Source organism: Erysipelothrix tonsillarum DSM 14972 (assembly GCF_000373785.1).
Lineage (GTDB): Bacteria > Bacillota_I > Bacilli_A > Erysipelotrichales > Erysipelotrichaceae > Erysipelothrix > Erysipelothrix tonsillarum.
The window spans coordinates 238551-263646 of the sequence record NZ_KB892379.1 but is presented as its reverse complement, the minus strand read 5'-3'; the positions used below and the strand labels follow the sequence as shown (position 1 = coordinate 263646).

The following is a 25096-nucleotide window of genomic DNA, read 5'->3' as shown; positions in this document are numbered from 1 at the left end:
ATATTGTATCTTTTTATGCACATTATGATGCTTTCGAAAGAATGATCGTTAATTTAAAATAATTAGCCTCAATTTTCGTATCCATCTTACCTGCATATTTCTGGGTAATTTCTTTCATTGCTACCATGCCAAAGCCACGTTTATCACCTTGACGCTTGCTTGACAGGTAATTACCGTCTTTAATTCGTGGTTTTTCATCAAAGGTGTTTACGACTTGTATCTTACAAAATTGACGATTTTCTTCAAGATATAACTTTACAATTCGATTTCGATCACACTTTGAAGCTGCTTCAATTGCATTATCCAAAGCATTCCCCAGTAAAACCGTTAAATCATAAGGTTCAAGATTAAATTCTGAAATACCGACACGGGTTACAAATTGAATTTTTGGATTTTGGGTGATTTTAGAATTAACGATCGCATTCACAACGGGATTGGATGTGTTCACATAGGTCTTTAAGGCTTCGTGATGAATTAGTTCATGAATGTAATCACGGGCTTCGTCATCCTTTCCCGATTCAAGCATATAAGATAACGATACCATGTGATTTTTTAAATCATGTTTCAGTTTTAAGACTTCCACATCTGATTCGACACGTTCTACTTCACGTTTCTGATAGAGATTAAAAGCATCAATCATGGTTTGATAGGTTTCATTTTTAACTTTCATCTCAAAATAATTACTGATGATCATAAACATAATTGATATTAAGATCGTTTGAATAATAATAAAATAAAAAATAAGATTTTTACAAATAATATAATCTTGTGTTAATACAATATCAAAAAGAACAATAATGACGAATAGATTCACGACAAGATAACCCAATGTATAATTGGATACAAAAACATCTTGGGTATATTGTTTCGGCCTTAGAAAACGACGCAGTAATTCGATCAGTATGATGGTAATGGTTTTAATCCCAAACATCACAATCATCCGTAGTTCAGTCGCTCCCATTAAAATATCCACTTGAATATTTGTAATCTTCACAACTGCTGATATGACTAAGATTGTGATAATTCCCAATAGAAGGTAATATACGATTGCAGACATAATTTTCGCAAACACACTTCCATCGAAGAGAATAAAAACATAGATAACGAGTAAAACGGCCATAATAATCGACACAAAGGACGAAAAGGCCGTTGAAACTGTTGCACTAAAAATTAAAAAGGATGTTAAGAATGTAACACCCCAGAATTTAAACTTATTGTTATCTTTGGGCGTGAGAAAGACTTGTGCAGCTCTAAAGAGGAGTAACACGTCCAATAAACAGAACAATGCTTCCCCTATGAGCATCATACCTTCATTTGTCATTTAAAGCCGCTCGCTTTCTACCAAAAAATCTAAGTAATTTTGATATAAATTTTTAAACTGTCCCCGTGATACTTCAATCACATCGTCATATCCCTTTAATTTGATAATACCTTTTCGCATTTCTTGAATATACATCATATTCACGATATAGCGACTGTTTGGTTGGATAAACATCGCCTCAGGTAATCGTTCATAAATTTTGGTCAAACTGGTTGATTTCATAATATACGATTCGTCCTGTGTAAAAATCGTAATATTACGATTCTCATACAGGGCATAGACGATTTCAGCCAGTTCTAAGTTCAAAATCCCTGAATCGAACTTAAATACAAGACTGTCCCGCTGCGTAAGTCGCGTTGTAAGCTGAATTAGCGCTTCTGGCAGTTGTAAATCCAATTCTTGCTTTAGGATATAGTCGTACACATTAAGTCCAAAGGCATCCTTAATATAACCTTCGTACGAAGTGATAAAAACAATCACAGTGCTTGGACTATCGAGCGAAAGACGTTTTGCTAATTCAACGCCATTTCGAGAACCCAATTCGATATCCAATAAAACAATATCAAGTTTGGTCTTTTTGATGCATGATAATACATCGTTAGCATTATCAAAGACTAAAATGCGATAATCAATGTCTCGACTTAGGAGCGTTTGATTCACTACATCTCTTAGTCGCTCATGCATTACAGGTTCATCATCAACAATTGCTATTTTAATCATAAGCCATACCATTCCTTTGCATAAATTATAGCATAATCCAATCCTAAAATTGAAGTCATAAAAAAACCTTGGTCCGTTACTAACCAAGGTTTTTTATTATTTTTTCTTTGGTAATTCTGGCTTATAGAAAGACCATAGTGATAATGTTGTTGCTTGGTCTGAAATTTTCAGTAACCCTTGCACAACGTGATTAACTATTTTTTTCATTGGCCTCCTCCTTCCGCCCCAAATCTTTGTAATGCTTCACATCCCCTTGATCAAAACAAATTTTGGTACGATGTGCTTTGTTTGCGTCTTATTATAATTCGCAAACATATCGTCATTCGTTAGAATGATAACTGAAGTAACAACGCTTGCCTATATGGTCATGTATACTCAAGCGCATAAATGCATTATGTGCGATATAATGATTTACGAGATACCGAAATTATTTAGAATATCCCACCATACCTAAATAAGAACTACGAAGTGTGTTCATCTCCGTTTGGTATTTCTCAAATGTTACTTAACTTCATCGAAAAGCAGTAGTCTCACCAAAGATGGTGCACATGGCTCATCACACACTGATGAACCTTTATTATAGTTTGTGCTGCATACATACAAAGAAGGTTATGATTTTTTTTTGTAATGTTATGCAAACCTATATTAACGGAAGAATGACATAAATTGATATTTTATGTATAATTTGTATGAAATTGAGTATATTTTGTATTTTTATGATGTATAGAAAATCGAGGTGCCTTATGGACACGAAATATTTACCCGGTTTAAGAATATTAAAAACAACCCTAGCTGTCGCAATTTGTTTAATAGCTGCATGGCTCATTGGATATCCCGCGCCCTTTTATGCCGCAATCACTGCCGTATTAATGATGAAATCGTCTCCGAAACATGCTGTGCGAGCTTCACATGACCGGATTCTAGGAACCCTCTTCGGAGGGGTTATTGGAATCCTTTTTTTGATTGTTACCATCAATTTTAATATATCCAGTGATTCTTTGCTCTATACAGTACTGATTGTACTGGTGCTTCTGATTGATCTCACCCTATGTAAGATTCTCAACCTTCGTGAATATGCTACATCCATGTCTGCGATTTTAGTCCTTGCCGTCTTATTAAATCATAATGGAACGCAAGGGGATGCGATTCAGTATATGGTACGACGGATTTTAGAAACACTTTTTGGAATTCTAATTTCTGTAATTATTAATAAGTACATCAATCTTAAAGAAGAAAACTGTTCTGAAGTAGCACCTCCCGTCTCAAATAAAAAAACGTCTTAGCGACATTATCTCGTTAAGACGTTTTTTTAATACGCAACAATACCATGAAGTAACATTTGCATCGTATTATCTACCGCTTCTTCAAGCGTAACATTACCCACATACACCTGAACCCAAGCAATCGAAACATAATTATTGATGGTATTGATAATCCATCCTTCATTCACATTTTGATTTAACATTTTCTTTTTATACATTTTTAATACTACCGTGTACAGTGGTTTGAGAATTGCATGACAGTCCTGTCTTAATGCTTCTGAATTCAATCCATCAGGATAATAGTATAAAAAATATACCCGGTCACCTAATTCGATCAAAACATGGACAATATCTTTAAGGGATTCAAACAAATCCAACTTTCGTTCAAGACCTTTAAGCGCTGTGTCAATTTCTTCAATGCATGCTCGAGCCATTACATCGTACAATTCATCACGTCCCGTAAACGTACGATGAAATGTCGCACGGCTTATCCCTGCATTCTTTGCAATATCATTAACCGTAGCAGTGGGATTCATAATTATAAATGGGACAGTTCTTCTAATAATTTCTTGTTGTTTCATCATAACCTCTTTGCGACATATGTGTGTCATTCCACTTATAATACAACTGACATGTATACAAGTCAAGGACTATCGCGCTCATTTTTCACACTTATTTCATAATGAATTCGATTGCGTAGTATCGCAACAAAAAAAGCGCAATTATTTGCGCTTTTGATATTTTAAATACACCAGTTGACCAATGTGCTCAGCACTCATTGGAACCAACGTTTGTACGAAATCCATTTTTGAAAATAAAGGAATACCATCACCCAATAACACTGGCGCCACCGCAATCCAATATTCATCAATAAGATTTGCTTTCACCAATGGTTCCACGATAGCTGCTCCACCTACAATCCAAATATCTTTGCCCGGCATTTCTTTTAATGAGGATACAAAGGAATCAACAGGTTGATTCACGATTGTTACCCGTTCTTGAGGTTCAAGATGCCTTGTAGAGAAGACGTACGTCTCTGCATCACTATAGGGATAACTTTCCGGGGAAAGCACCTCAGTGATTTGTTGATACGTTTTGCTACCCATAATCACAGTGTCAATGGTTTCATAAAATAATTGATATGAGTCATCTGTTACAGAATTATACGAATCCAGCCACTGAATTTCACCTGATGCATCCGCAATATAACCATCCAAACTCATAGCAATAAATAATTTAATTTTTTTCATAGGCCTCCTTCAAAAAAAAGAAGAGCTAATTGATATTAGCTCTTAATCGACTTTCAGTACCTTTGCGGTCTTTGCATCAATTTTGACATCAAAGGATTTATGACCTTCACCATTGATTTCAATCTCATAAACAAAAACGTTATGTTTCTTCTGTAATTCCACTTCAACAAACTGTCCAGGCTTTGTTTCAAGAGCCTTACTGATTGCATCCTGTACAGGAATCAATTCCAAAACATCATCACGTGTAAACCCATCACGTTCAACTTCGATGAGGTCACCACGATCGAGGTACTCATTCGTCTCAGAAATGATGGCATGGTTCGCATCAAACATGATTTCAACTTCATTATCTTCAACTGCTGCTTTGACTTCATAAATCCCTTCATCATGAAGAGGTCGATATGCTATCTCCATAATAATTGAATTATCATCATGTAAAGAAAAATAGAAATCGATAGCATCTACAAATGACAAATCGGGAGCAGGATCGGTTTTTTCTGTATCAGGTTTGACTGGAGGTAGTTTATGAACCTCTTTATCTTTGGGATGGGTTAGGGCAGGTTCGGTTTTTTGGCTACGTTCCGCGCACCCAGTAACGATTCCTAAGATCAAACAAATACATATGAATTTTTTCATGTCGATAGTCCTTCCTCATTTCTTATAAATATATTCTAGCATATAGTTTTCAATAAAACTGTGTGTTGTCTTGTGATTTGTAAAAAAAAGAAGCTTTCGCTCCTTTTAGAATAACATTGGTCGGATTACATAGAAGAATAATAACACAATAATCCCTAGAACAATTCGGTAAACACCAAAGGCTTTGAAATCATTCTTCTTAAGATAGTTCAATAAGAAGCGGATTGCAAATACAGAAACAATGAAGGATACAATCATCCCCACCATCAATAAAGCAAACTCCGAGAACATAAATCCATTTCCTTTAATAAAGAATTTTGCTAATTTCAAAATGCTGGCTCCAAACATAACAGGCACAGCGAGGAAGAAGGTAAACTCCGTCGCAACAATGCGTGATACACCAATAATCAATGCACCAACAATTGTAGCTCCTGATCGTGATGTCCCAGGAAATACTGCAGCAATAAGTTGGAATAGTCCAATGATAAAGGCTGTTTGATATGTAATTTCTGAAATCTTAGTAATTTTGGGTTTCGTATTCTTATTACGGTTTTCAACAACAATGAAAATCACACCGAATAAGATTAACATAATTGCTACTACGGTTGGATTATAAAGATGCGCATCAATCCAATCATCAAAGAGCACACCCACAATCCCTGCTGGGATGCAAGCAACGATAATTTTTAACCACATGTTAATAATATCTTTTTCTACAGTTACTTTACCCTGCTTGTTTTTCTTAAATGGGAACAGTTTATTCCAATAGATCACTACAACGGCAAGAATAGCACCCAATTGAATTACAACAAAAAACATTGATTTAAATTCAGGACGTGCATTCAGTTTTAGGAATTCATCAACCAGAATCATATGACCAGTACTACTAATTGGCAACCATTCTGTAATTCCTTCAACAATACCGAGGATTATAACTTTTAATAACTCAATCAAATTAGAGTCCTCCTATTTTTATATTATGTCTTTGACAGACTATGTTTAGAATAACATATTGTCGTCTCCTTGTAATGAATTTATTGTAAATTTTTATAAAAAGAGGAAAAGGGATCACTCCCCTTTCCTCAATATTATTTTAACCGGTTCTTCTTATCATTAATAACACGTAACATAATCCCTATGCCAAGTAGCGTAAATCCACGATATTGGTGTGAAACACCCGTTTTAGGGAGTGCCTCGCTGGCCACACCACTAAATTGAATCACAGGTTTTTGATCCACTACTTGTTCTGGATGGGTTGTCACAGGCTCTTTTGGAGCGACAATCGGTTGTTTTATAACCGGTTTATTGATAATGGGCTTAGCACCCCCATCAATCGGTTTTTTAGGTTTTTCTGGTATCACAGGGTCTTTTGGTTTTTCCGGCACTATAGGGTCAACGGGATCTTTCGGTTTCTCCGGTACTACAGGGTCAACAGGATCTTTCGGCTTCTCCGGCACTACAGGATCAACAGGATCTTTCGGCTTCTCCGGTACCGGTACTACAGGATCAACGGGATCTTTCGGTTTCTCCGGTACTACAGGATCAACAGGATCTTTCGGCTTCTCCGGCACTACAGGATCAACAGGATCTTTCGGTTTCTCTGGCACTACAGGGTCAACAGGATCTTTCGGTTTCTCTGGCACTACAGGGTCAACAGGATCTTTCGGTTTTTCCGGCACTACAGGGTCAACAGGATCTTTCGGTTTCTCTGGCACTACAGGGTCAACGGGATCTTTCGGTTTCTCTGGCACTACAGGGTCAACAGGATCTTTCGGTTTCTCCGGTACAATAGGATCTATTTCAACAGGTTTTGGCTTGGCCTTTACGGTAACCGTAACAGTTTGTTCCTCACCATCTTTTGTACGATAACGGACATCGGTTTGACCTTCTTTTATACCTTTAAATAACATATCTTGATCATTATTTTGAAGGGTTCCTTCGAGATAGGAATCATCCCAAACCCACTTGCCTTGCGCTGGTTTTGGACTTAACTTAAACGTACTTCCTACTTCAACTTCCATTGTCTTGGGAAGGTTTTTAATTACCGCTACCAAGCTATCAAGTGCTTTTTTGAGTTTTTCGGTCATCGCATCAATTTGTGACTGATCTGCACCTTTCTGTTTTCGAAGTGCTTTAGCTTCTCCAAGAACGGTAGTAACCGATGTCATGGATGTTTTCGTATAATCCTCTGCAACAAGGTTGCTTGCTTGGCTTATAAGGATATCTAGTTTTTTAGTATCTAAGCCCCCTACTTTCACTTTCGTAACTGCACGGGCTCCATTTTTTAACTCTGCAATTACAGCAGCTTCTCCAGCGTGTTCGCCAGTAAATTTAAGTCCCGCTACACTAACATGCTCTTCATTACTTGTTAGTAAACGGGTTACCACTTGCGGATTATTTGGGTCATTATTTGAAATAATAAGACGTGGTGTTATCACGTCACCTGAGTTTATTTCATAGCGGGATTGTTCAAAGGAAAGTGTTGGTTTATATTTAGGTTGATCAACGACCTCAACACTGTAGGTTACTTTTTCATAAGCGTTTTGAACAAGAATGTTTGCTTTCCCTTTTTGATGCGCTTCAATTTCACCCGTATCGCGCGCTGAAACAATATGGGGTGCATCAGAATCAAAGGTTAGCTTACCGTCAAGTTTATAAGGGGTAAGTTGACGTTTTTCCCCTTCTTTCATTTGAATTTCTAGTTCTTCTTCTTTAAAGACTTCAATAAGGGCAACAAGATCAATATCATTTTTATCTTTTATCACAATAAATGTAGCACCCGGTTCAATTCCGGTAACCAAACCTTTATCATTCACATCCGCAATCGTAGCTTCTTCGGATTCAAAGGTTGGTTCTTTCCATTTAAAATTTTCAGGTTCGAGTTGGACTTGTTCACCTACTTTTATTTTGAATTCATCTACTTTAAGACGTGGTGAAGGTGTTCCTGGAACAGTTGTTTTATAATTGGTTTCAAGCATTCCCGCATCAACCGCAGAAATCATCACTTCTTGCCCTTTTAAATTGGTCACATCAACATCAAATGCATGACGTGATACAAGATCATATGGCGTATATTGTTTCTTCAAAGGACGATTTACTTGGACTTCACCATTATAGATGGGATATAAGGCAGTTTGTGTTAAGAATGTATTGTCACTGCTTTCAACATGAAGCATGACTTTACCATTTTTTTCCGTGAATTTAATTTTATCTTGAGGTACCACAGGTTTGGTTGTATCAATATGCACGATATGTACAATTTCTTGATCAACTCCTGGACGATATCCTAAATCTGCGCTTATTTTTATCTCGTAACGCCCTTCAGGCAGTGGATTTTTTTGTTGATCCAAACCCGTAAAGGTTGAGAAAGGCCAAAATAGAATGTTAGGAACCTGCTTACCGTAGTTATTATTATAAAATGTTTTACGTATATTTGGACGTTCTTCACGCATGACTAATTGTTTTGTTTGCTTATTAGTGATTTGCATCGTCATTTTCTCAACATTCCGCAATTGCCCAAGGTTAATACCTGTCAACTTATCATACAAGCCATCACCATTAGGGGATAAGACAAATCGACTTGGGTTGGTATGTACAAGACGACGATCAAAAATATTTCCTCCCATCGTCATCTTTTCTGAAAGATAACGGTGTGCATAATTACTTGCACGTACTCCCATTTCATACTCTGCGGCATGGTCAAAAATCGGTGCACGCTCCCAATCGCCATAAAATGCCAAGAACGGAATGCTGACTTGTGGATTTGAGGCATGTGATAATTGGATAAATCCTTCCACATAAGTTCCATTCTCAAATTCTTGATTTAAACGGTTTTTTTCTGTCTGCGTCAATTGGACGGTAATACTGATATCCTTTGTCTCATTAGGTTTAACCGTTACTGAAGTGGGACCACTTCGATTCATGTCGGCAGTTCGATTATCATCCGTCATAAAGGCATACTCACGATGATCTTCCATCATACTTCGTTTAATAACAGGAACACTTACTTTTTCTGTAATTTGATACGTTTCTGTTTTATTTCCTATATTTGTGATTTTAAATTTGAGTGTATAATTACCCGTCTTTTGCTGGTCATCACCCAATTCGATTTTAGGACGATTGGACCCATCATGTGTTTGCTTTGGATCTACACTTAAATAAACTGGAGTTTTAACGGCAGCATTAATATCCATCATACCCGAACCCTGTTTTCGAACGGGTTGCGGCGCACCATCTTTTTGTACAATAGGATGTGCTGTACTCATTAGAAGATTGTTGGTTAATTCCATTTTTTGGATATTGGTTAAAGCACCGAACTTATCATTCAAATACTGTTTCATAAGGGCTGAAGCACCGGCAACATGTGGCGTAGCCATCGACGTACCAGACATCTCGTCATAGTTTTGACCGTTTAGACGCGGCATCGCGGAACGGATCCATGCACCAGGAGCAGATATTTCAGGTTTTATACTAATATTGGGCGTAGTTCCAATACTTGAAAAACTTGAGAGCGTAACTTGGGTTGGGTCTATAGTCTTATCGCCCGGACGGTATTTGGTATTATTTACACTGGCAACCGATATCGGTGAGGCATAGGTTGATGGACTGCCGACAATACCATGGTCTGGATCAGATGCAAGTGTGAGATCATTACCGTAAAGGTTTTTTTCGGAGGAAGACATCGCATTACCCGCTGCAACATCCAATACAATCCCATTATCGCGAATTCGATTATACATATCATTTGTAGGTTTATAAGCGTCATGCATATAACCGGCATCACTCCCTAAACTCATGTTAATCACATCCACACCGAGATAGACACAGTCTTCCAATGCGGATACTAAGCTCACATCACTGGCACCACCACCATTATCACTAAAGACTTTAAAGATCATTAATTGGGCCTCAGGTGCAACACCTCTAAAATCGGCGTTATCTTTACCTGCTACCGTTCCAGCTACGTGGGTACCATGTGCAAGTTTGCCATAGTTATGAGCGCTTGGATCTACAATCGAATCCTTATCGGCATAATCATAAACAAAAGGAACTTTTGCGTTAATATAAACATGATCTGCAGTTAATCCCGGTGTATTCGCAGATGCTTTTAGTTTTTTATTATTTAAAACCGATTGGATCCGTTGCTTATTAACACGTGATTGCGTAGGCGCTACTGCGAAAGCTGGATGACCGGTATCAAGCCCTGTATCAAGGACTGCTACGACAATGTTTTCACCTTTATAATGCGATTGGGTCCAAATGGTATCAGCACCGATGGTGCGATTACTATCAACCATTTGGGGCTCAGGAATTTGATATGTTTGACTGACAAACGCACTTTTAACACCCTCGATGTCTTTAATCAGTGCGAGATCATCTAAAGATGCTTTTAAAGAAAAACCATTCATAACACGTGTAAAGTTACTCTCTACTTCCACATCTTTCTGAATTGTTTCCGCAATTTTTTCCACAATCGTTTCATGAGACTGAATCAAATCCGCTTCAATATCTTGAGCTTGTTTCGTCTCTGAAAAATCACCGATGCTGCCAACTTGACTGATTTCATTCTCATAATCAAGGATTGGACGTGCTTCAAGTTCCACAATAATATCGACGGGTTCACTTCGATCTGAAGCAACAGCGATAGGCTCCTCTTCAATTTCATCGTCATTCATAAGTGTTTGCACCACAGATACATCATCCATTGGTGTCATTTCCGCTAGTGTACCGTCATCATTGGCACGAATACTTGTACCTGTTGTAATCACTAAGAGTAGTGACAAAACAAGAGGCATCCATTTTTTAAATCTTTTTTTCATAATACCACCGCTATCCTTATATATAGTCCTATTGCTATGACTTTTTTTTATAATACATGAAAAAAAAATCGAATAGTGAATATTTAAGAAATTTCTAAATGTCGTCAATAAACGCGATATTTGAAAGCAAATCTTGGGTACTTATGGGTATTTTTGATACCTAATAACAAATAATGTGATGACAAGAAAGCACAAAAAAACTCTCGTTTCCGAGAGTTAAATTATAGTGTTTTAATTAAGCAACTTTAACGTTGATAGCTTTATCACCACGTGTATCACTTTCAATATCGAAAGTAACAACATCACCGTCATTTAAAGTTTTAAAACCATCGCTAATAATTCCTGAGTAGTGTACGAAAATTTCTTTTCCACTGTCAGTGATGATGAATCCAAAACCTTTATCTGCATTAAAGAATTTTACTTTTCCTGATTCCATAAGTATGCCTCCAGTTCTAGTTAATTAAGAAGGTCATGCTTACTTTGTTCACACAATTGCAATGAGTATCTTTTAACTTCTACAGTATATCACATCATTTCGCTAAATACTACTAAACATTAAAACTAATTCAATTATCACTAAAATTCCACAAATAAGTCACTTTAAATTTTTATACATTTATCTTGTAGCACGGGTTAAACTAACGTAAAATTAAATTATAGAAATGGGGTTCCTCATGAAAAAACATTTAAAAACGATTTGGAAAGCCTTACTCAGTTTGGTACTTGTCATTGTAATCATCCTTGGTGGTTTGATTAGCTACGCCTTCTTAACAGATTATAAGCCAGAACCGCTCACGGATTTGGCTATTGACAAGGCGCATGTCCAAGCCACACTCTACACCAATAAACCATATACTTTATTAACTTATAATATTGGCTATGCTGCACTTGGCCAAGACCAAGACTTTTTTATGGATGGTGGTAATAAAGCCGGCGCTGATACACTCGAGGAAGTGCTTCTAAATATGGATGGCATTCTCTCTATATTCCAAGACACCAATCCTGATTTCGCGCTCTTTCAGGAAGTGGATCTTTCCGGCAAGCGCAGTTTTAATGTGAATCAATATGATCTCCTTCGTAATGAAGGCTATCACGGAATTTTCGCCCCTAATTACAAAGTGAAATATGTTCCTGTACCGTTCACGCATCCAATGGGAGGGGCAGAAAGTGGGATTGCCACTCTATCAAAAGCAGAACCCTTAAGTTCCACACGCTATCAGTTCAATGGGAAAGAACCCTTGGTAAAACAACTCTTTGACCTTAAACGTGCATTCAGTGTGACCCGATACCCGATGGATAATGGAAAAGAATTTATCCTTATTAATGCTCATTTCTCCGCATTTGATAAAGGGGGCAAGGTTCGTGTCCAACAACTTGCGCAGATGAAAGAGGTACTCGAAAGCGAATATAACCAAGGTAATTATGTTGTCCTTGGTGGTGATTTCAATCATGAATTGCCAACGACCGATTCTCACAATTTCACTTGGACGGATTCTTATCCTGACTGGATTATGGAGCTGCCAGAAGACTTTGCTCCTTCCGGCTACCATTGGGGTGTAGACCCCGCTAATCCTTCAGTACGTGCGGTTGATAAAGCATATCGGCCTCAAGAAACGTTTATGGCGGTCATCGATGGTTTTCTTGTTTCCGACAATATCGAAATTATTGATACAGTTGGACTGGGAACTATTGATTTCAAATATTCCGACCACAATCCTGTCACCATGACGATTAAATTTAAATAGACACTCGTGTCTATTTTTTTTCTTACATAACTGTAAGTCCTTTGTATCATTATGTAAGATTCTTTGATGCTACAATTAAAGCGCCAAGGAGGTTACAATGAAAAAACATACAATTATTATAATTGCGATTGCTTTTGTGGTTGTGGGATTTTCAGGGTTTAAATCTTACCAATACTATCAGGACCGATATGTCGGCAGTGATTATTACCTACGTGTTCCCTTAGATACACCTACCGAAATTGAGACTTTATATGATGCAGCACATAAAGCTGTGAGTGAAGGTCGGAAGTACAATCTGATTGCATACAATGAAAAAGGTGAAACAACGGATGTCCAATTCTCAGTTGAAGCAAAAAAACCGGAATCACTTCTACAACCTGGATCCTACATGCATATCATCAAAAGCAAACAGATCGTTGTAAAGTCACAGATTATTTTAGAAAAAGATGTTCCCGAAAAAGTTCTACAATACATCAAATAAAAACCAACATTTTAGGTGTTGGTTTTTATTTGATTAAGCCTTTGTACTAATGCCTCAAAATTCTCTCGCCCTAAAGGTCGGCAATGAATTACAACCTTATCACCACCCGTGTATGCGAATAATACTAAATCCATTCGTGACCCTTCGGCATAAGTCTCAATTTGATAATCTTTCAAATGATAAGAATGTCTTAATTTTCCAAATTGATAGTATATAAGCATCGATTCACTGACACTTATTTTAACTGCATCTTTCAGAACTAAAAAATAAATACAAGCAACCATCACGATACCCGCTAAGGCAGCTGTGGCTCCTAAGATATTATCATAGTCCAAAGACGTTTGATTGTGCATGAGCTGCAACATAAGTCCCACACTCATTAGCGGTATCAGAACACTCAGTACATAACTCATCACAATTCGTGAATATGGACGTCTAAATGTTACCATCATGCACCTCCTTTGGTGAAAAGTATACTTGAATTCTAAGAAATTTGTGTTAAGGAATGATGATAATTAAACACACAAAATAGAACTTGTCATATATCTCCACTCATGGTCTTTGCTTAAACGAATTATGATTAATCATCCCATTCTTTTATACGGTAGATCAGCAATTAGGATATTTTTCATGCTATGAGCACATAAAAAGCAAACATGGTTTTATACATGTTTGCTTTTAGGCTAAATCCACACTGATGAGATTTGACCCTTTGCTTGTTATTTACTTTTGTATTGTTAAGAGTTGATCTGTTGAGGGGTCAACCATCTCATTCTCTTTATGAAGTACAATACTTTGACCTGATGTAAAGATAAAAGGACTTATTAAAGATTTTCCTTGTGCCTTTATGAATTCGAGGTCAACGTGTGTTAAGACATCACCTTGTTTTACTTTGTCACCTTGTTTCACAACAGCATCAAAGCCTTCGCCCTTTAGTTCTACGGTATCAATACCAATATGAATCAGAAGTTCCAAGCCTGCATCCGTTGTAATTCCAAATGCATGTCCTGTAGGGAAAATCATGGTAACTTCACCACTTACTGGTGCAGTAATTGCACCCTCTGTAAGTTCAAGAGCGTATCCATCCCCCATCATTTTTTGAGAAAACACTTGGTCCGGAACTGCAGTTAACGAGCGTGCAATCCCAGTTCCAAATGGTTTCATAACTTCTTCTTTTTTCTTAAATCGTTCAAACATGGTGAACCTCCATACATAATTTCTCAATGAACACTACGGTGACCATTGTATTTTTATTCAGATATTTATGAGTATTATTCGTCGATACCTAAGATATCGACAATATTATTTTTATATAGAATTGCTTTTGCGCCGTAGATTGCTTGAATACCATCTCCGACCACAAGTACATCTGTAGCACCTAGTGCTTTCAAACCTTCTTTGTTTACACGTTCTTGAGATTTCACTGAAACACGAAGACGTGTAATGCATGCATCAACATCTTCAATGTTCTCTTGACCACCAAGATATTCAATAATTTTAACGGAATCATCTTTAAGGGAATCTTTAGTTGTAATTGCTGCTTCTGGAGCAACTTCATCTTCACCACGACCTGGTGTTGGGACGTTGAATTTCAAGATATAAGTCTTGAATACAAAGTAATAGATTACAAACCAAAGTGCGCCCACTGGTAAGACATAGAGCCAATGTGTTTTAGCTTGTCCTTGTAAGATTCCAAAGAGAAGGAAATCAATAAATCCACCTGAGAAGGTATTCCCAATTGAAATTCGTAATACATCTGCAATCAAGAATGATACACCATCTAAAAAGGCATGGATAACATAAAGGACTGGGGATACAAATAAGAACATAAATTCAATAGGTTCTGTGATTCCCGTAATAAATGAAGTTAATGCAACCCCAAGAAAGAGACCACCATATTGTTTGGCTTTATCTTTCGGAACACAGTGATACATCGCAAGACATGCTCCAGGTAACCCAAACATCATTGTGGCGAAACGTCCTGCAAAGAAACGGGTTCCATGGGTATAAAGACCCACATGATTTGGATCAGCAAGTTGGGCAAAGAAAATCTTTTGTGCACCAGCAACTGAAACACCATTGACAACTTCAACTCCACCAAGTTCTGTAAACCAGAACATTGGGTAAATCATATGGTGAAGACCTGCTGCACCACATAAACGCATAAGGAATCCATAAAGGAATGTTCCAATAGGTCCTAAAGTTGCGATGAAATCGCCACAACTAACGAGGAGTTGTTGGAATGGAGGCCATACAATATAGAATGCTGCCCCCACGAAAATAGCCGCAAATGATGTAATAATTGGTACAAAGCGGGAGCCACCAAAGAAACCAAGAACTTGTGGCAATTGAATATTGTGGTAACGATTGTGGAAGTATACTGCGACACTCCCGATGACAATCCCTCCAATAACACCCGTGTCAATAGCTGCGCCTTCTGGACTAAAAATTCCAAGAAGTGCAGTCATTGTTCCATTCATAACAAGATAACCAACAACACCTGCTAACACAGCTGTGGATTTATCTTTTTTCGCAAGACCTGCACAAAGACCAATTGTTAAGAGTAATGCAAGATTTGCAAATACAGTATTTCCGGCTGCAGACATAACTTGGAATACAGCCTGTAAGATTGGTTGATTTAAAAATGGATAAGCTGCTACAGTATTTGGGTTTGATAGTGCTCCACCAATCCCTAAGAGCAATCCAGCAGCTGGAAGGATTGCAATCGGCAGCATAAATGACTTACCAATTTTTTGTAGTTGTTTAAACATTATTTCTCCTTAATCGCTTCTATAAAGCGTGTCGCAATTTCTTGAGGACGGGTAATGGCACCACCAACAACAGCACTATGAACATTGAGATCCATAATACGTTTTAATTGCTCAGGATAATGAATTTTTCCTTCCGCAATTACAGGAACCTTCACAGATTGAACCATCTTCTCTACCAGTTCAAAATCCGGTCCATCAACATTTTTTGAATACGATGTATACCCTGCAAGCGTGCATGATACACAATCAAAACCAATTCGTTCTGCCTCGATCACTTCTTCAAGCGTTGAACAGTCTGCCATAGCGAGACGTCCCCCCGCATGAATTTGTTTAACAAGGTCTTCCGTTTTTTCGTCAAAAGGTCGAGTGCGTTTCGTTGCATCCAGAGCAATCATTTCGCAATCCGTTCCAAGCAACGCTTCCACTTCTTTATGCGTCGCAGTGATGAACACCTCACTGCCCTCATAATTTTTCTTAATAATTCCAATGACCGGTAAATTAACCGTTTGTTTGATTTCGTTAATGTCTTGTACACCTTGTGCTCGAATACCGACAGCACCTGCTGCTTGCGCAGCAATTGCCATACGCCCCATAATCATCGAACTTTGTAATGGTTCCCCATCAAGGGCTTGACATGAAACAATCAAACCACCTTTCACAGCTTCTAACATAATCTAACCTCCTCAACACTAAGAGTGTTGTAAATTGTAAATGTGTAGTGCAATATAACCAATTTCTGATTCAGGAAGTTGAATATTAAACTCTTGATCAAGCATTAATGCAAGATCTTCAGAGATTTTATAAGCTTCACAATAACGTTCACGAAGAATATCAATCAAGGGATTGGTAAGGGTAACATTATCTTCAGACCGTTTAAATGCAAATTTGAGGTGTGTAATTAAACGGGCCTTTCCAACGCTGTTTTGAGTATATTCTTCTGGAATACGGTCATTAATAAATGCAACCGACGCTGTAATCACTTGTGCATAAAAAGCACTGTTTGACACCTTACCCTGATGCATCGCTGCATGTAAATGGAGAATTACAGATCCGACTTCTGAGTGAGGTAGTTCAACGTCAAGTTCTTCATTGATCATTTCAACCATATGTTTTGAAATATCATAAAGCTCTGAATACATAAGATAGTATTCTTCGGTGAAGAAGTTGCTCATTTTAACGCGATTATGATAACGATAAATCGCAAAGTTAATATGATCGAGTAATGAAATATGAATTGACTCATCAAATTTATAATTTAGAGTCTTTTCCGCATAAGCAATTGCCGCTTCAGTAACAAGCAATACTTGATCATCTGTGTTCATGACAATCTTTTCATATTGACTCATCTTATCTAAATCCTGAATACGGTAAAAACTCGTTACGGAAGACTCGTCAATGATCGATTTGCTCTTAGCGTCAAAGCCGATGCCTTTACCAATTAAGATATAGTCATATTTATCTAATTGCGCAAAAACAATATTATGGGTAAATGCTCTAACTACTTTGAACTGATTCTTCATAGGTTCATCTCCTTCTTCCTGGATTACACTTGAGCTCATGCAACAAAAAAACAACTATTTCTCGCTGAAACAAGAGCTCACGAAAAAAATTTCGATTCGCTAATGCCTATATGCGAAATATAGTTGCACGCATATGGATTATAGCCGAAATCCCTTACAAAATCAACGAGATTGTAAAATATATTGTAAATTTCACATTGTTGAAAATTATTATCAGAATTACCAGCATTTCTAACCCTATATTAAAATAATTATCATAATATATCAAATATATCACTCATTTATCATATATGTTGTCGGAGTGTTATGGATGTGAGACGCACATCCTCTGGTTTAATTATTTCTAATTAAGCGTATAATAGACCTATAAGTATAAAGGAGTATATATGATTACGATTAAATCAAAACGCGAAATTGATGGCATGTTCCAATCCGGTCAATTGCTTGCATCAATCCATGAAGCGCTCCGTGACTTCATTAAAGCAGGTGTATCAACCCATGATATTGACCAATTCGTACAAAAAATGATTGAAGACAATGGTGGTATAGCCGCCCAAATTGGTTATGAAGGATACAAATATGCTACTTGTTGTAGTGTGAATGACGAAATGTGTCATGGTTTTCCAACCCACACAAAACTTAAAGATGGCGATTTAGTCAAAGTTGACTTTTGTGTTGATCTCAATGGTTTCTTATCTGATTCCTGTTGGGCATATTGCGTTGGGAATCAACCCAGCCCTGAAGTTAAACAATTGATGGAAGTTACCGAAAAAGCACTTTATCTCGGTATCGAACAAGCTCAAGTTGGAAACCGTGTGGGAGATATTGGGGCAGTGATGGACGAATACGTAACTCAGTTTGGTTACAAAATGTCTTTAGATTTCTCAGGACATGGTTTAGGCCCTACCATCCATGAAGAACCGATGGTTCCTTTTGTAGGTGTACGTGGAACGGGTGCTAAGTTAAAAGAAGGTATGGTCATTACTGTTGAACCTATTGTTAATGAAAGTACCCCTTATGCGAAATTGGATGATAACGGTTGGACAGCGCGTACCAATAACGGCTGTTTAAGTTGTCAATACGAACACACATTCGCAATCACCAAAGATGGTCCATTTATTACGACAAAACAAAAATAAAAAAACCGTTCAAGACAATCTTGAACGGTTTTTTATATCGCTTGAATTAACATCACAATTTGGAGCGCACCCAACAATCCTGCAAGACTTCCTATCCCTAAAGATATTTTTGATTCCGTGATCAGGTAATCTTTTACATAACGGTATGCGGAACGTGCACTGAAGGCAAAAAGCAAACTTCGATAATAGATAATCCCTAAACCCATAGTTTTTAAATTCATGGGTTGTCCTTTGATGTACCAAAATGCGCTTTCAATCAGTAAAATCGATCCCATAAAAAAGAGATAACTGTATTGTCGTCTTCGCATTAGTCAGCTTCATATTTGAGCTTACGGCCACAGTATTCACATTCTGTAGTTTCATGCTCTATCACTTCATTATTTGCACCACAACCAGGACAGCGTACCATTTTCGATTTAACGCTTGCTTTGTATTTCGAGACAAAGAGCCCTTCGATCATTCGTGTATCCCGATTAACACTCATATCTTGGAGATATCCCTTACGAACGAGAAGGTCCAAGTCTTGGAGTGTTTCCGCATATGTTTTATCCATCGAACGCGCGAGCATATCAATCGAAAACACGCCTTTTTTAAAAATTAATTGATTATAAGCATGATAACGTTCAAGATTAAGATTCGCTTTGGTAGCACTGTATACCATTGCCAAGCCCCCAAACATAAATGCAATACCTATAATCAATCCACTGTAATCATAGATGTATGCATCTTGCACATCACCGACAAACCCAAAAAGTCCAAAGAAGAAAAACAGAACACCCCAGACCAATCGGGCTGTTTTTCGTTCATAGAGCCGATGTTTATTATTGACATTTATTTTTTTTATTTGACGTTGCATGAATTACTTAGAATCCAATCGGTCTGATTTATTTTTAAAAAAGAGCAATAACATTACAAGCAACGCATGAATAATTATTTGTCCAATTAAGATGGAATTACTTGGATTACCTGAGATGGTACCGACAATTAACGTATATGCAATTGAAATAATAGCATATAGAACCATCAGTGTTGCCATACTGCTTTTCAAAAAGGTTTCTTTGACGCCCACTACAACGAATGAAATGAGGAAAAATACGACTTCAGTGACCAAAACCCAAAGAAACATAATATTTGAAATAAACCCACCAAGAAATCCTACAAGCACCGTGGTAAGAATCGTAATCAACGCTACGATAAATGTTAAGTTATGATTTTTATTCATCGTCGCTGACCTTCTTTCCACATTCAGCACAGAATTTTGCATTTGGCGCTAAGGGCGCTTCGCATTGTTCACATGCTTTCATCAGTTTTGTGCCACATTCATGACAGAATTTTTGGGTTTCACTTTTAAGTTCCGCACCACAACCTGGACATTCCGTCATCACTTTGTTCAATACTTCAGAACAGTTGCCACAGAATTTATCTTTTTCAGATACTTCGGCCCCACAATGAGGACATGAAGGTGTTTTTTCAAAACTCACTTCAGACATCACATGTCCAAATTCATTTCCAACCGTTTTTCCTAGGCCTGCACCCATACCAAGACCCATTCCAGCACCCATCAGTGTGCCCGCACTGCCTTCATTTTCAGCTGCACTTTGTAGTGTATCAAATGAGCGTTCTTGTTTGTAATCATATCCGACAATGTCCATTTCCGCACGTTTGGAAAGGGCCTCTTTAAGTCGCATTACCGCTTTGTCATTATCAGGAACACTGATATCTGCTATATAGAAATTCAACAAGTCGATACCGTATTCGGTAAAAGTGGGTTGCATTTGCTCTTTCATCGATTCCGAAAGTTCTTTAAGATATGCACTTAATTCCAAAACGGTGATTCGTTTTTCAACGAGATAGGTTGAAATAGCGTCTTTAACATGCGTATTATAGAAACCACGGAAGTAATTGATGATATCTTCTCGCCCAAAACTTGGTAACGTTCCAACCAACTTCACAAGGAAAGGTTTAGGATCATTCACAGTAATTCCAAATTGTCCGTAAGCACTTAATGGAACATAAATACCATACTTTGGATCTTGAATTTGAATTGGTGAAGTAGTTCCCCATTTAATATCTAAGGTATGCGCCTTATTAACAAACCAAACCTCAGCCTTAAACGGTGATTTTTTACCAAATGGTAAATTCACAATTTTATTTAAAAGCGGAATATTTGCGGTCTCAAGCGTATGTCTTCCTGCTTCAAAGACATCATAAGCAACCCCTTCTCTAAAAAGTACTGCCGCTTGTGATTCATTTACAATCAGTTGTGTAAAGGTAGTTAGTTCATCACCTGGGTATTTCCACGCGAAGATGTCTTGATTGCCTTCATATTTTACGATATCGATTAATGCCATAATAAGCCTCCTATTTTTCTAATGTAAAGGTTCCTGTTAATAATGTTCGATTATTCTCAGATACCACAGAAAATTCTAATTGATCTCCAAGACTCATCTTAACGACAGAATTGGAACGTTCTTCAAATTCATAAATCACTTCCCGCGGTTCATTTGGGTTAATGAAATTTCGCGAATACATGGGATAGTTTGAGCGCTTGCGTCCAGCATTGGCCGATTCAAGCGAAGTTTGTAAATCCGATACTTGGATGGGTTTTGAACCATGATTTTCATAGCGTACGCGATAAACCATGGAACGTTGAATTCCTTTTTCGGAATAACGATGTGTCTCAAGATACGATGGTTTATATTCCCCATTTACAAAATCGATGCGTTCAATTGTTGCAGACAAAGCCTTATCGTCAGAAAAGAAGGTCACATCCGGTTCGTATCGTTCGGTCGTAACACCGTGTCCTTGTGCTGATCGCAACATGTTGGTTGGTAGTGCATCAACAGTATCATAGATTTTTTCCACTTCCGATTCAGCTACTGGTAAATCAATTTGGCGGTAAGCACTGAATAACCAGTCATTCGCCATATCATCTTCCGTACGAATTTCAGGCGTTTCCAGTTTGATGCTGCCTTCCATAAATAAATTTGCATAGCCGTTGGCATCAAGGCCTATAAAGAGAACACCCTGTTTCTCTTTGCCTGCAGCAATGGTTACCTCGCCACCCGTCGAACCCGTACTTGCCCAATCAAATCCGGTAAAGGAAGCATCTGCTTTTGAAGTTGATAAATAATCTTTTTCAAAGGCTACGTTCCGGAAATCTTTTACGACGACGGAACTTTCGGTTCCATTATTAATGGTAATGCTTGCGATGAGGTAGCGATTGGTATTCGCTGTTCGTGTAGAATCTCCTAAACGAATTGGTCGTTCAAGTTCCACGAGTTCATATCCATCAATCACCATATCAATTTGATTTGAAGTATAGACATATGGTTTTTGAAGTTTAAATAAACTCTTTGAAACTTTCGCTCCTGCATTTTCAAAATAGTCATAAATGCTTTCAAAATCATAGGATCCTTCAACCGTCGCATAGTCAATCGTATTGGTATATCGTGCATTACGCATCTGAGCAGGTCGTAAATCCCAAGCGACCCAACTCAATGTGATGACACCTACAATAACCATCACGACAAAGATTTTAAAATCTTTCACCCATCTTATAAAGTGTTTTTTATTCAAGTCATCCACCCCTTTTTATATTAATTTTAAAAGTTCGAGTTGGAATTCTCACTTTAATGTCTTAAAAGGGTACGTTGGTGTAATTAAAGGCACAAAAAAAGACAACCTAAGTTGTCTTTTAAAGATTATTGATGATATCTAAAATATTCGCAAGATAGTTTTCATCATAATCAACTTGATAATCAGCATATGGCGCCAAGCGTTCATTATAATTAATCATAATACCGGGATTCGCATGATCAAGCATTTCTATATCATTGATATCATTCCCCATTGCTACATATTCATCAATTCCTAATCGTTTGAGTGCGTGGTATTTGGATGTCTCATATGCAAGGATATCTAAGGTGTCGGTTGTTTCATGTCGATAAAATCGAACCGGCAAGTGTTTAAGACGATTTTGAACTCGATCCATATCCGTTGCTTCCAACACAATGAGCTTCATGACGCCCTGAAGCGCTTCAAAGGGTAGATTGTGACCGAGTCCCCCTTTATTTACATATTGCATTAATTCATGACTCCCATCGCCATTATAGCTATAGTCCCACTGCCCATCCGCAAGGTAGATTACTTCCTCATCGCGCAAGATGGTCATAATTTCATCTACCAAATTCTGTTCAAATAAGCATACATCAACGATTTCACGATTCTTTGAGATGATGGAACCATTTCCACCAATCAAAGTGTAGTCGCGATAACGTTCTTTAAGTACGGGTACCATATCTCGAATCGGACGCGCGGATGCAAACATAACCGTGTGACCTGCCTTTTCAAGCGTTTCTAAAAGCATTGTACCTGCTTCACTGATATCCGTATAATCAAAACATATTGTGCCGTCTATATCAAAAACAAAGTTCATAATCTGCCTCATATCTTCCTATAAATATCTTTTGAGTCATAAGTCGTTTAAAAATAATCTGAGAAATACACCCGATCTGCAACGACAATCCGTTTAAGATTGCGCAAAGCCCGTTGCGACCCAACGATACGTCCTAATCGCGCTAAATAGGATACGGATTTATATCCCATCATCAATGTTGTCAAGGCACCAATATCCAAACTAATTTCCGGACCTACTGCTTCGTCACTGATGACGATCTTCTCATCCTCGTCCCAATCAATACCAAATGTACGTTGATTCCAAGGTGCAGCGTAATCTTCGATTACAAAATGAAAGGGTTCGCACACATCCGCAAAAGGATATGCTTTGAGAAATCCTTCCACATCCACAATGCGGGCCATGTAATATGGCTGGATTGTCTCCACAATATCGCTATCTTCAAGATAAAACGCAATCGGCTCCCCTGAATAATTCTTTCCACGTACCTCTTCAATCATTGAAAAGTGTGCGGTAATAAAATTCCATAACCCTTTGCGAGCATCTTGATTAATAAAAATCATTTCTTTAATGTTAAAGATTTCATCAGAAATCCAATAAAAGCATAAGCCGGTAGGCTCTTCATCTGCATTATAATAAACGGCAGCATAGCGATCTTCTTCATTTTCCCATCGCCAATATTCTTCCCATGCAAGACGATCACGAATCATCGCGCCATGGTTATTGCGTGCAAATTGATCATAAACACGATATACATCGTCATCATCAATTTCTAAACGTTCGACATGACCCTTGACTGGAACGGTTTTGGGTAGTTGGCTATCTTTTAAGGTAAACGACATCTGGTCAGAAATAATTTCCCAGCCTTTATGACGGTAAAACGGGATACTATAAGGATATAAATACGAAATATATTGTTTGTTTTCGCGCATCGATTCCAATGCTTTTTGAATGAGTTCACGCACTAACCCCATATTCGCATATTCTGGATACGTTCCAACACCTGTGACACCGCCCATTTGATACAACGTTCCATGAATATTCACTTCACACGGATAGATCGCAATTTGCGAAACTAATTCATCTTGATTATACCAACCAAAAACATCAGCTTGGCTAAGGATTGGACGCTTCGCGCGCACAATTTCCTCTTCGTCTTCGTAGCCTGAACTGATGATTTCTTCTCCTGTAACTTGAAAGACATAGCGTAAAAGTTCATTAAACTGGTCTATGTCATCAATTGTTACAGTTTTAAGTTTTAATTTTCTGTGCATAGAATGCTTACTCATTCTTTCACCTCTTTGTACTTATTATAATTAAATTTGTGTCTCTTTACAATCGTTAGTCTCTTGAATCATTGTTGTATCGTTTACAAACTCAAAAGACTTTGACGTCTCATCACATACCAGTTTGGAAACACTCAAGTTTTCTGGGCTACGTTTTAACCACACACCCTCGGCATATAATTTAAAAAGTTGGGCACATACAGCACCATGACAGACAAGCATTACATTTTCATAACCATGTTTGCGCGCATCTGCTAATGCATCTTCTAGACCTTCTACGATACGTTTTTCAAAAACAGATCCTGATTCTGCACCACAATCTTCTAATTGATGAATCCAATCCAATCGGTCAATCATGTTCACTTCTTTTTGTAGGTGTTCAAAATTATCATAACCGTGTTGGTCAGCAATTTTAGTCCATAATTCCACAACTGGTACGCCTTCAAAATGACCAAAGAAGAACTCACGGAAACGTCGATCAGCTTGTTTTGGTAAATCACGGCCATACCCTTTGATTATACAATCTCGCGTTTGATAAACACGTCCACTATCACTGGAGTAAATTGCGTCAAAATCAATATGACGTAAATTGGTTCCAAGCACTTCCGCAAGACGTTCACTTTCTTCAAGCAAAGGCGTATCACTCCATCCTTGCATGCGATCATAATTATTAAATATCGTTTTTCCATGTCTTATGACATATACATTAATTGGTTTATTCATACTTAC

The 25096-nt window shown here is 37.7% G+C and carries 26 protein-coding genes; 4 read left to right on the top strand and 22 right to left on the bottom strand.

The window, feature by feature from the left end:
* Nucleotides 1-22 precede the first annotated feature (22 nt).
* The 3 genes from B096_RS0106940 to B096_RS09850 form a co-directional block, all read right to left on the bottom strand.
* The gene (locus tag B096_RS0106940) at nucleotides 23-1321 is read right to left on the bottom strand and encodes a sensor histidine kinase (RefSeq protein ID WP_018580023.1); all 1299 of its coding nucleotides are present in this window, start codon (nucleotides 1319-1321) and stop codon (nucleotides 23-25) included.
* Entirely contained in the window at nucleotides 1322-2041 is a 720-nt protein-coding gene (locus tag B096_RS0106935; RefSeq protein WP_018580022.1) for a LytR/AlgR family response regulator transcription factor, read from the bottom strand.
* A gap of 96 nt (nucleotides 2042-2137) precedes the next feature.
* Nucleotides 2138-2248, bottom strand: coding sequence for an AgrD family cyclic lactone autoinducer peptide (locus tag B096_RS09850; RefSeq protein ID WP_018580021.1), 111 nt, complete (start codon nucleotides 2246-2248; stop codon nucleotides 2138-2140).
* Nucleotides 2249-2784: 536 nt separating this feature from the next.
* Here B096_RS09850 and B096_RS0106925 point away from each other — a divergent pair.
* Nucleotides 2785-3324, top strand: a complete 540-nt coding sequence (locus B096_RS0106925; protein WP_018580020.1) for an FUSC family protein — start codon at nucleotides 2785-2787, stop codon at nucleotides 3322-3324.
* Between the two features lie 26 nt (nucleotides 3325-3350).
* On the opposite strand, the gene B096_RS0106920 is transcribed toward B096_RS0106925, so the two are convergent.
* From B096_RS0106920 to B096_RS0106895, 6 genes are all read right to left on the bottom strand, one after another.
* Nucleotides 3351-3884 (bottom strand): TetR/AcrR family transcriptional regulator, encoded by a 534-nt coding sequence (locus B096_RS0106920; protein ID WP_018580019.1) that lies wholly within the window; start codon nucleotides 3882-3884, stop codon nucleotides 3351-3353.
* 141 nt (nucleotides 3885-4025) lie between these two features.
* Nucleotides 4026-4553 (bottom strand): dihydrofolate reductase family protein, encoded by a 528-nt coding sequence (locus tag B096_RS0106915; RefSeq protein ID WP_018580018.1) that lies wholly within the window; start codon nucleotides 4551-4553, stop codon nucleotides 4026-4028.
* Between the two features lie 42 nt (nucleotides 4554-4595).
* Nucleotides 4596-5189 carry a PepSY domain-containing protein gene (locus B096_RS0106910; protein ID WP_018580017.1) on the bottom strand — a complete coding sequence of 198 codons (594 nt, stop codon included), beginning with the start codon at nucleotides 5187-5189 and terminating at the stop codon, nucleotides 4596-4598.
* Nucleotides 5190-5294: 105 nt separating this feature from the next.
* Entirely contained in the window at nucleotides 5295-6143 is an 849-nt protein-coding gene (locus tag B096_RS0106905) for an undecaprenyl-diphosphate phosphatase (RefSeq protein WP_018580016.1), read from the bottom strand.
* Nucleotides 6144-6277: 134 nt separating this feature from the next.
* Nucleotides 6278-11008 carry a S8 family serine peptidase gene (locus B096_RS0106900; RefSeq protein ID WP_018580015.1) on the bottom strand — a complete coding sequence of 1577 codons (4731 nt, stop codon included), beginning with the start codon at nucleotides 11006-11008 and terminating at the stop codon, nucleotides 6278-6280.
* Between the two features lie 235 nt (nucleotides 11009-11243).
* Nucleotides 11244-11444: a cold-shock protein gene (locus tag B096_RS0106895; RefSeq protein ID WP_003775691.1), complete on the bottom strand. Its 201-nt coding sequence runs from the start codon at nucleotides 11442-11444 to the stop codon at nucleotides 11244-11246.
* Between the two features lie 238 nt (nucleotides 11445-11682).
* Here B096_RS0106895 and B096_RS0106890 point away from each other — a divergent pair, with 238 nt between their 5' ends.
* Together B096_RS0106890 and B096_RS0106885 are read left to right on the top strand one after the other, a co-directional pair.
* Nucleotides 11683-12753: an endonuclease/exonuclease/phosphatase family protein gene (locus B096_RS0106890; protein WP_018580014.1), complete on the top strand. Its 1071-nt coding sequence runs from the start codon at nucleotides 11683-11685 to the stop codon at nucleotides 12751-12753.
* Nucleotides 12754-12850: 97 nt separating this feature from the next.
* A complete protein-coding gene (locus B096_RS0106885; RefSeq protein ID WP_018580013.1) occupies nucleotides 12851-13234 on the top strand; it encodes a YxeA family protein in 384 nt (127 codons plus the stop codon).
* Between the two features lie 11 nt (nucleotides 13235-13245).
* Here B096_RS0106885 and B096_RS0106880 read toward each other — a convergent pair whose 3' ends face one another.
* The 5 genes from B096_RS0106880 to B096_RS0106860 form a co-directional block, all read right to left on the bottom strand.
* Complete coding sequence (locus B096_RS0106880) at nucleotides 13246-13683, bottom strand: hypothetical protein (RefSeq protein ID WP_018580012.1); 438 nt, start codon at nucleotides 13681-13683, stop codon at nucleotides 13246-13248.
* Nucleotides 13684-13957: 274 nt separating this feature from the next.
* A complete protein-coding gene (locus B096_RS0106875; RefSeq protein WP_018580011.1) occupies nucleotides 13958-14431 on the bottom strand; it encodes a PTS sugar transporter subunit IIA in 474 nt (157 codons plus the stop codon).
* A gap of 74 nt (nucleotides 14432-14505) precedes the next feature.
* Nucleotides 14506-16005, bottom strand: a complete 1500-nt coding sequence (locus B096_RS0106870) for a PTS transporter subunit EIIC (RefSeq protein WP_018580010.1) — start codon at nucleotides 16003-16005, stop codon at nucleotides 14506-14508.
* Nucleotides 16005-16676: an N-acetylmannosamine-6-phosphate 2-epimerase gene (locus B096_RS0106865; protein WP_018580009.1), complete on the bottom strand. Its 672-nt coding sequence runs from the start codon at nucleotides 16674-16676 to the stop codon at nucleotides 16005-16007. Before B096_RS0106865 ends, B096_RS0106870 begins: the two co-directional genes overlap by 1 nt.
* A gap of 18 nt (nucleotides 16677-16694) precedes the next feature.
* Complete coding sequence (locus B096_RS0106860; RefSeq protein ID WP_018580008.1) at nucleotides 16695-17525, bottom strand: PRD domain-containing protein; 831 nt, start codon at nucleotides 17523-17525, stop codon at nucleotides 16695-16697.
* 386 nt (nucleotides 17526-17911) lie between these two features.
* Between B096_RS0106860 and map the strand changes: the two genes are divergently transcribed.
* Nucleotides 17912-18664: a type I methionyl aminopeptidase gene (gene map / locus B096_RS0106855; protein WP_018580007.1), complete on the top strand. Its 753-nt coding sequence runs from the start codon at nucleotides 17912-17914 to the stop codon at nucleotides 18662-18664.
* A gap of 32 nt (nucleotides 18665-18696) precedes the next feature.
* On the opposite strand, the gene B096_RS0106850 is transcribed toward map, so the two are convergent.
* The 8 genes from B096_RS0106850 to B096_RS0106815 form a co-directional block, all read right to left on the bottom strand.
* Nucleotides 18697-18939 carry a hypothetical protein gene (locus tag B096_RS0106850; RefSeq protein ID WP_156813124.1) on the bottom strand — a complete coding sequence of 81 codons (243 nt, stop codon included), beginning with the start codon at nucleotides 18937-18939 and terminating at the stop codon, nucleotides 18697-18699.
* Between the two features lie 32 nt (nucleotides 18940-18971).
* A complete protein-coding gene (locus B096_RS0106845) occupies nucleotides 18972-19520 on the bottom strand; it encodes a TFIIB-type zinc ribbon-containing protein (RefSeq protein ID WP_018580005.1) in 549 nt (182 codons plus the stop codon).
* A gap of 3 nt (nucleotides 19521-19523) precedes the next feature.
* Nucleotides 19524-19886, bottom strand: a complete 363-nt coding sequence (locus tag B096_RS0106840; RefSeq protein WP_018580004.1) for a hypothetical protein — start codon at nucleotides 19884-19886, stop codon at nucleotides 19524-19526.
* Nucleotides 19879-21015 carry an SPFH domain-containing protein gene (locus B096_RS0106835; protein WP_018580003.1) on the bottom strand — a complete coding sequence of 379 codons (1137 nt, stop codon included), beginning with the start codon at nucleotides 21013-21015 and terminating at the stop codon, nucleotides 19879-19881. Before B096_RS0106835 ends, B096_RS0106840 begins: the two co-directional genes overlap by 8 nt.
* Nucleotides 21016-21025: 10 nt before the next feature.
* Nucleotides 21026-22252 (bottom strand): hypothetical protein, encoded by a 1227-nt coding sequence (locus B096_RS0106830; RefSeq protein ID WP_244264583.1) that lies wholly within the window; start codon nucleotides 22250-22252, stop codon nucleotides 21026-21028.
* A 109-nt stretch (nucleotides 22253-22361) separates the two neighbouring features.
* Nucleotides 22362-23102, bottom strand: coding sequence for an HAD hydrolase family protein (locus B096_RS0106825; RefSeq protein WP_018580001.1), 741 nt, complete (start codon nucleotides 23100-23102; stop codon nucleotides 22362-22364).
* 47 nt (nucleotides 23103-23149) lie between these two features.
* On the bottom strand, nucleotides 23150-24355 hold the full coding sequence (locus B096_RS0106820; protein ID WP_244264582.1) for a GNAT family N-acetyltransferase: 1206 nt from the start codon (nucleotides 24353-24355) through the stop codon (nucleotides 23150-23152).
* Between the two features lie 42 nt (nucleotides 24356-24397).
* Entirely contained in the window at nucleotides 24398-25090 is a 693-nt protein-coding gene (locus tag B096_RS0106815) for a histidine phosphatase family protein (RefSeq protein ID WP_018579999.1), read from the bottom strand.
* Nucleotides 25091-25096: the final 6 nt, after the last annotated feature.

Excerpts from the sequence above, each read along its gene's own strand:
- B096_RS0106940 (WP_018580023.1), bottom strand. The coding sequence starts at position 1,321 with ATGACAAATGAAGGTATGATGCTCATAGGGGAAGCATTGTTCTGTTTA.
- B096_RS0106935 (WP_018580022.1), bottom strand. The coding sequence starts at position 2,041 with ATGATTAAAATAGCAATTGTTGATGATGAACCTGTAATGCATGAGCGA.
- B096_RS09850 (WP_018580021.1), bottom strand. The coding sequence starts at position 2,248 with ATGAAAAAAATAGTTAATCACGTTGTGCAAGGGTTACTGAAAATTTCA.
- B096_RS0106925 (WP_018580020.1), top strand. The coding sequence starts at position 2,785 with ATGGACACGAAATATTTACCCGGTTTAAGAATATTAAAAACAACCCTA.
- B096_RS0106920 (WP_018580019.1), bottom strand. The coding sequence starts at position 3,884 with ATGAAACAACAAGAAATTATTAGAAGAACTGTCCCATTTATAATTATG.
- B096_RS0106915 (WP_018580018.1), bottom strand. The coding sequence starts at position 4,553 with ATGAAAAAAATTAAATTATTTATTGCTATGAGTTTGGATGGTTATATT.
- B096_RS0106910 (WP_018580017.1), bottom strand. The coding sequence starts at position 5,189 with ATGAAAAAATTCATATGTATTTGTTTGATCTTAGGAATCGTTACTGGG.
- B096_RS0106900 (WP_018580015.1), bottom strand. The coding sequence starts at position 11,008 with ATGAAAAAAAGATTTAAAAAATGGATGCCTCTTGTTTTGTCACTACTC.
- B096_RS0106895 (WP_003775691.1), bottom strand. The coding sequence starts at position 11,444 with ATGGAATCAGGAAAAGTAAAATTCTTTAATGCAGATAAAGGTTTTGGA.
- B096_RS0106890 (WP_018580014.1), top strand. The coding sequence starts at position 11,683 with ATGAAAAAACATTTAAAAACGATTTGGAAAGCCTTACTCAGTTTGGTA.
- B096_RS0106885 (WP_018580013.1), top strand. The coding sequence starts at position 12,851 with ATGAAAAAACATACAATTATTATAATTGCGATTGCTTTTGTGGTTGTG.
- B096_RS0106880 (WP_018580012.1), bottom strand. The coding sequence starts at position 13,683 with ATGGTAACATTTAGACGTCCATATTCACGAATTGTGATGAGTTATGTA.
- B096_RS0106875 (WP_018580011.1), bottom strand. The coding sequence starts at position 14,431 with ATGTTTGAACGATTTAAGAAAAAAGAAGAAGTTATGAAACCATTTGGA.
- B096_RS0106870 (WP_018580010.1), bottom strand. The coding sequence starts at position 16,005 with ATGTTTAAACAACTACAAAAAATTGGTAAGTCATTTATGCTGCCGATT.
- B096_RS0106865 (WP_018580009.1), bottom strand. The coding sequence starts at position 16,676 with ATGTTAGAAGCTGTGAAAGGTGGTTTGATTGTTTCATGTCAAGCCCTT.
- B096_RS0106860 (WP_018580008.1), bottom strand. The coding sequence starts at position 17,525 with ATGAAGAATCAGTTCAAAGTAGTTAGAGCATTTACCCATAATATTGTT.
- map (WP_018580007.1), top strand. The coding sequence starts at position 17,912 with ATGATTACGATTAAATCAAAACGCGAAATTGATGGCATGTTCCAATCC.
- B096_RS0106850 (WP_156813124.1), bottom strand. The coding sequence starts at position 18,939 with ATGGGATCGATTTTACTGATTGAAAGCGCATTTTGGTACATCAAAGGA.
- B096_RS0106845 (WP_018580005.1), bottom strand. The coding sequence starts at position 19,520 with ATGCAACGTCAAATAAAAAAAATAAATGTCAATAATAAACATCGGCTC.
- B096_RS0106840 (WP_018580004.1), bottom strand. The coding sequence starts at position 19,886 with ATGAATAAAAATCATAACTTAACATTTATCGTAGCGTTGATTACGATT.
- B096_RS0106835 (WP_018580003.1), bottom strand. The coding sequence starts at position 21,015 with ATGGCATTAATCGATATCGTAAAATATGAAGGCAATCAAGACATCTTC.
- B096_RS0106825 (WP_018580001.1), bottom strand. The coding sequence starts at position 23,102 with ATGAACTTTGTTTTTGATATAGACGGCACAATATGTTTTGATTATACG.
- B096_RS0106820 (WP_244264582.1), bottom strand. The coding sequence starts at position 24,355 with ATGCACAGAAAATTAAAACTTAAAACTGTAACAATTGATGACATAGAC.
- B096_RS0106815 (WP_018579999.1), bottom strand. The coding sequence starts at position 25,090 with ATGAATAAACCAATTAATGTATATGTCATAAGACATGGAAAAACGATA.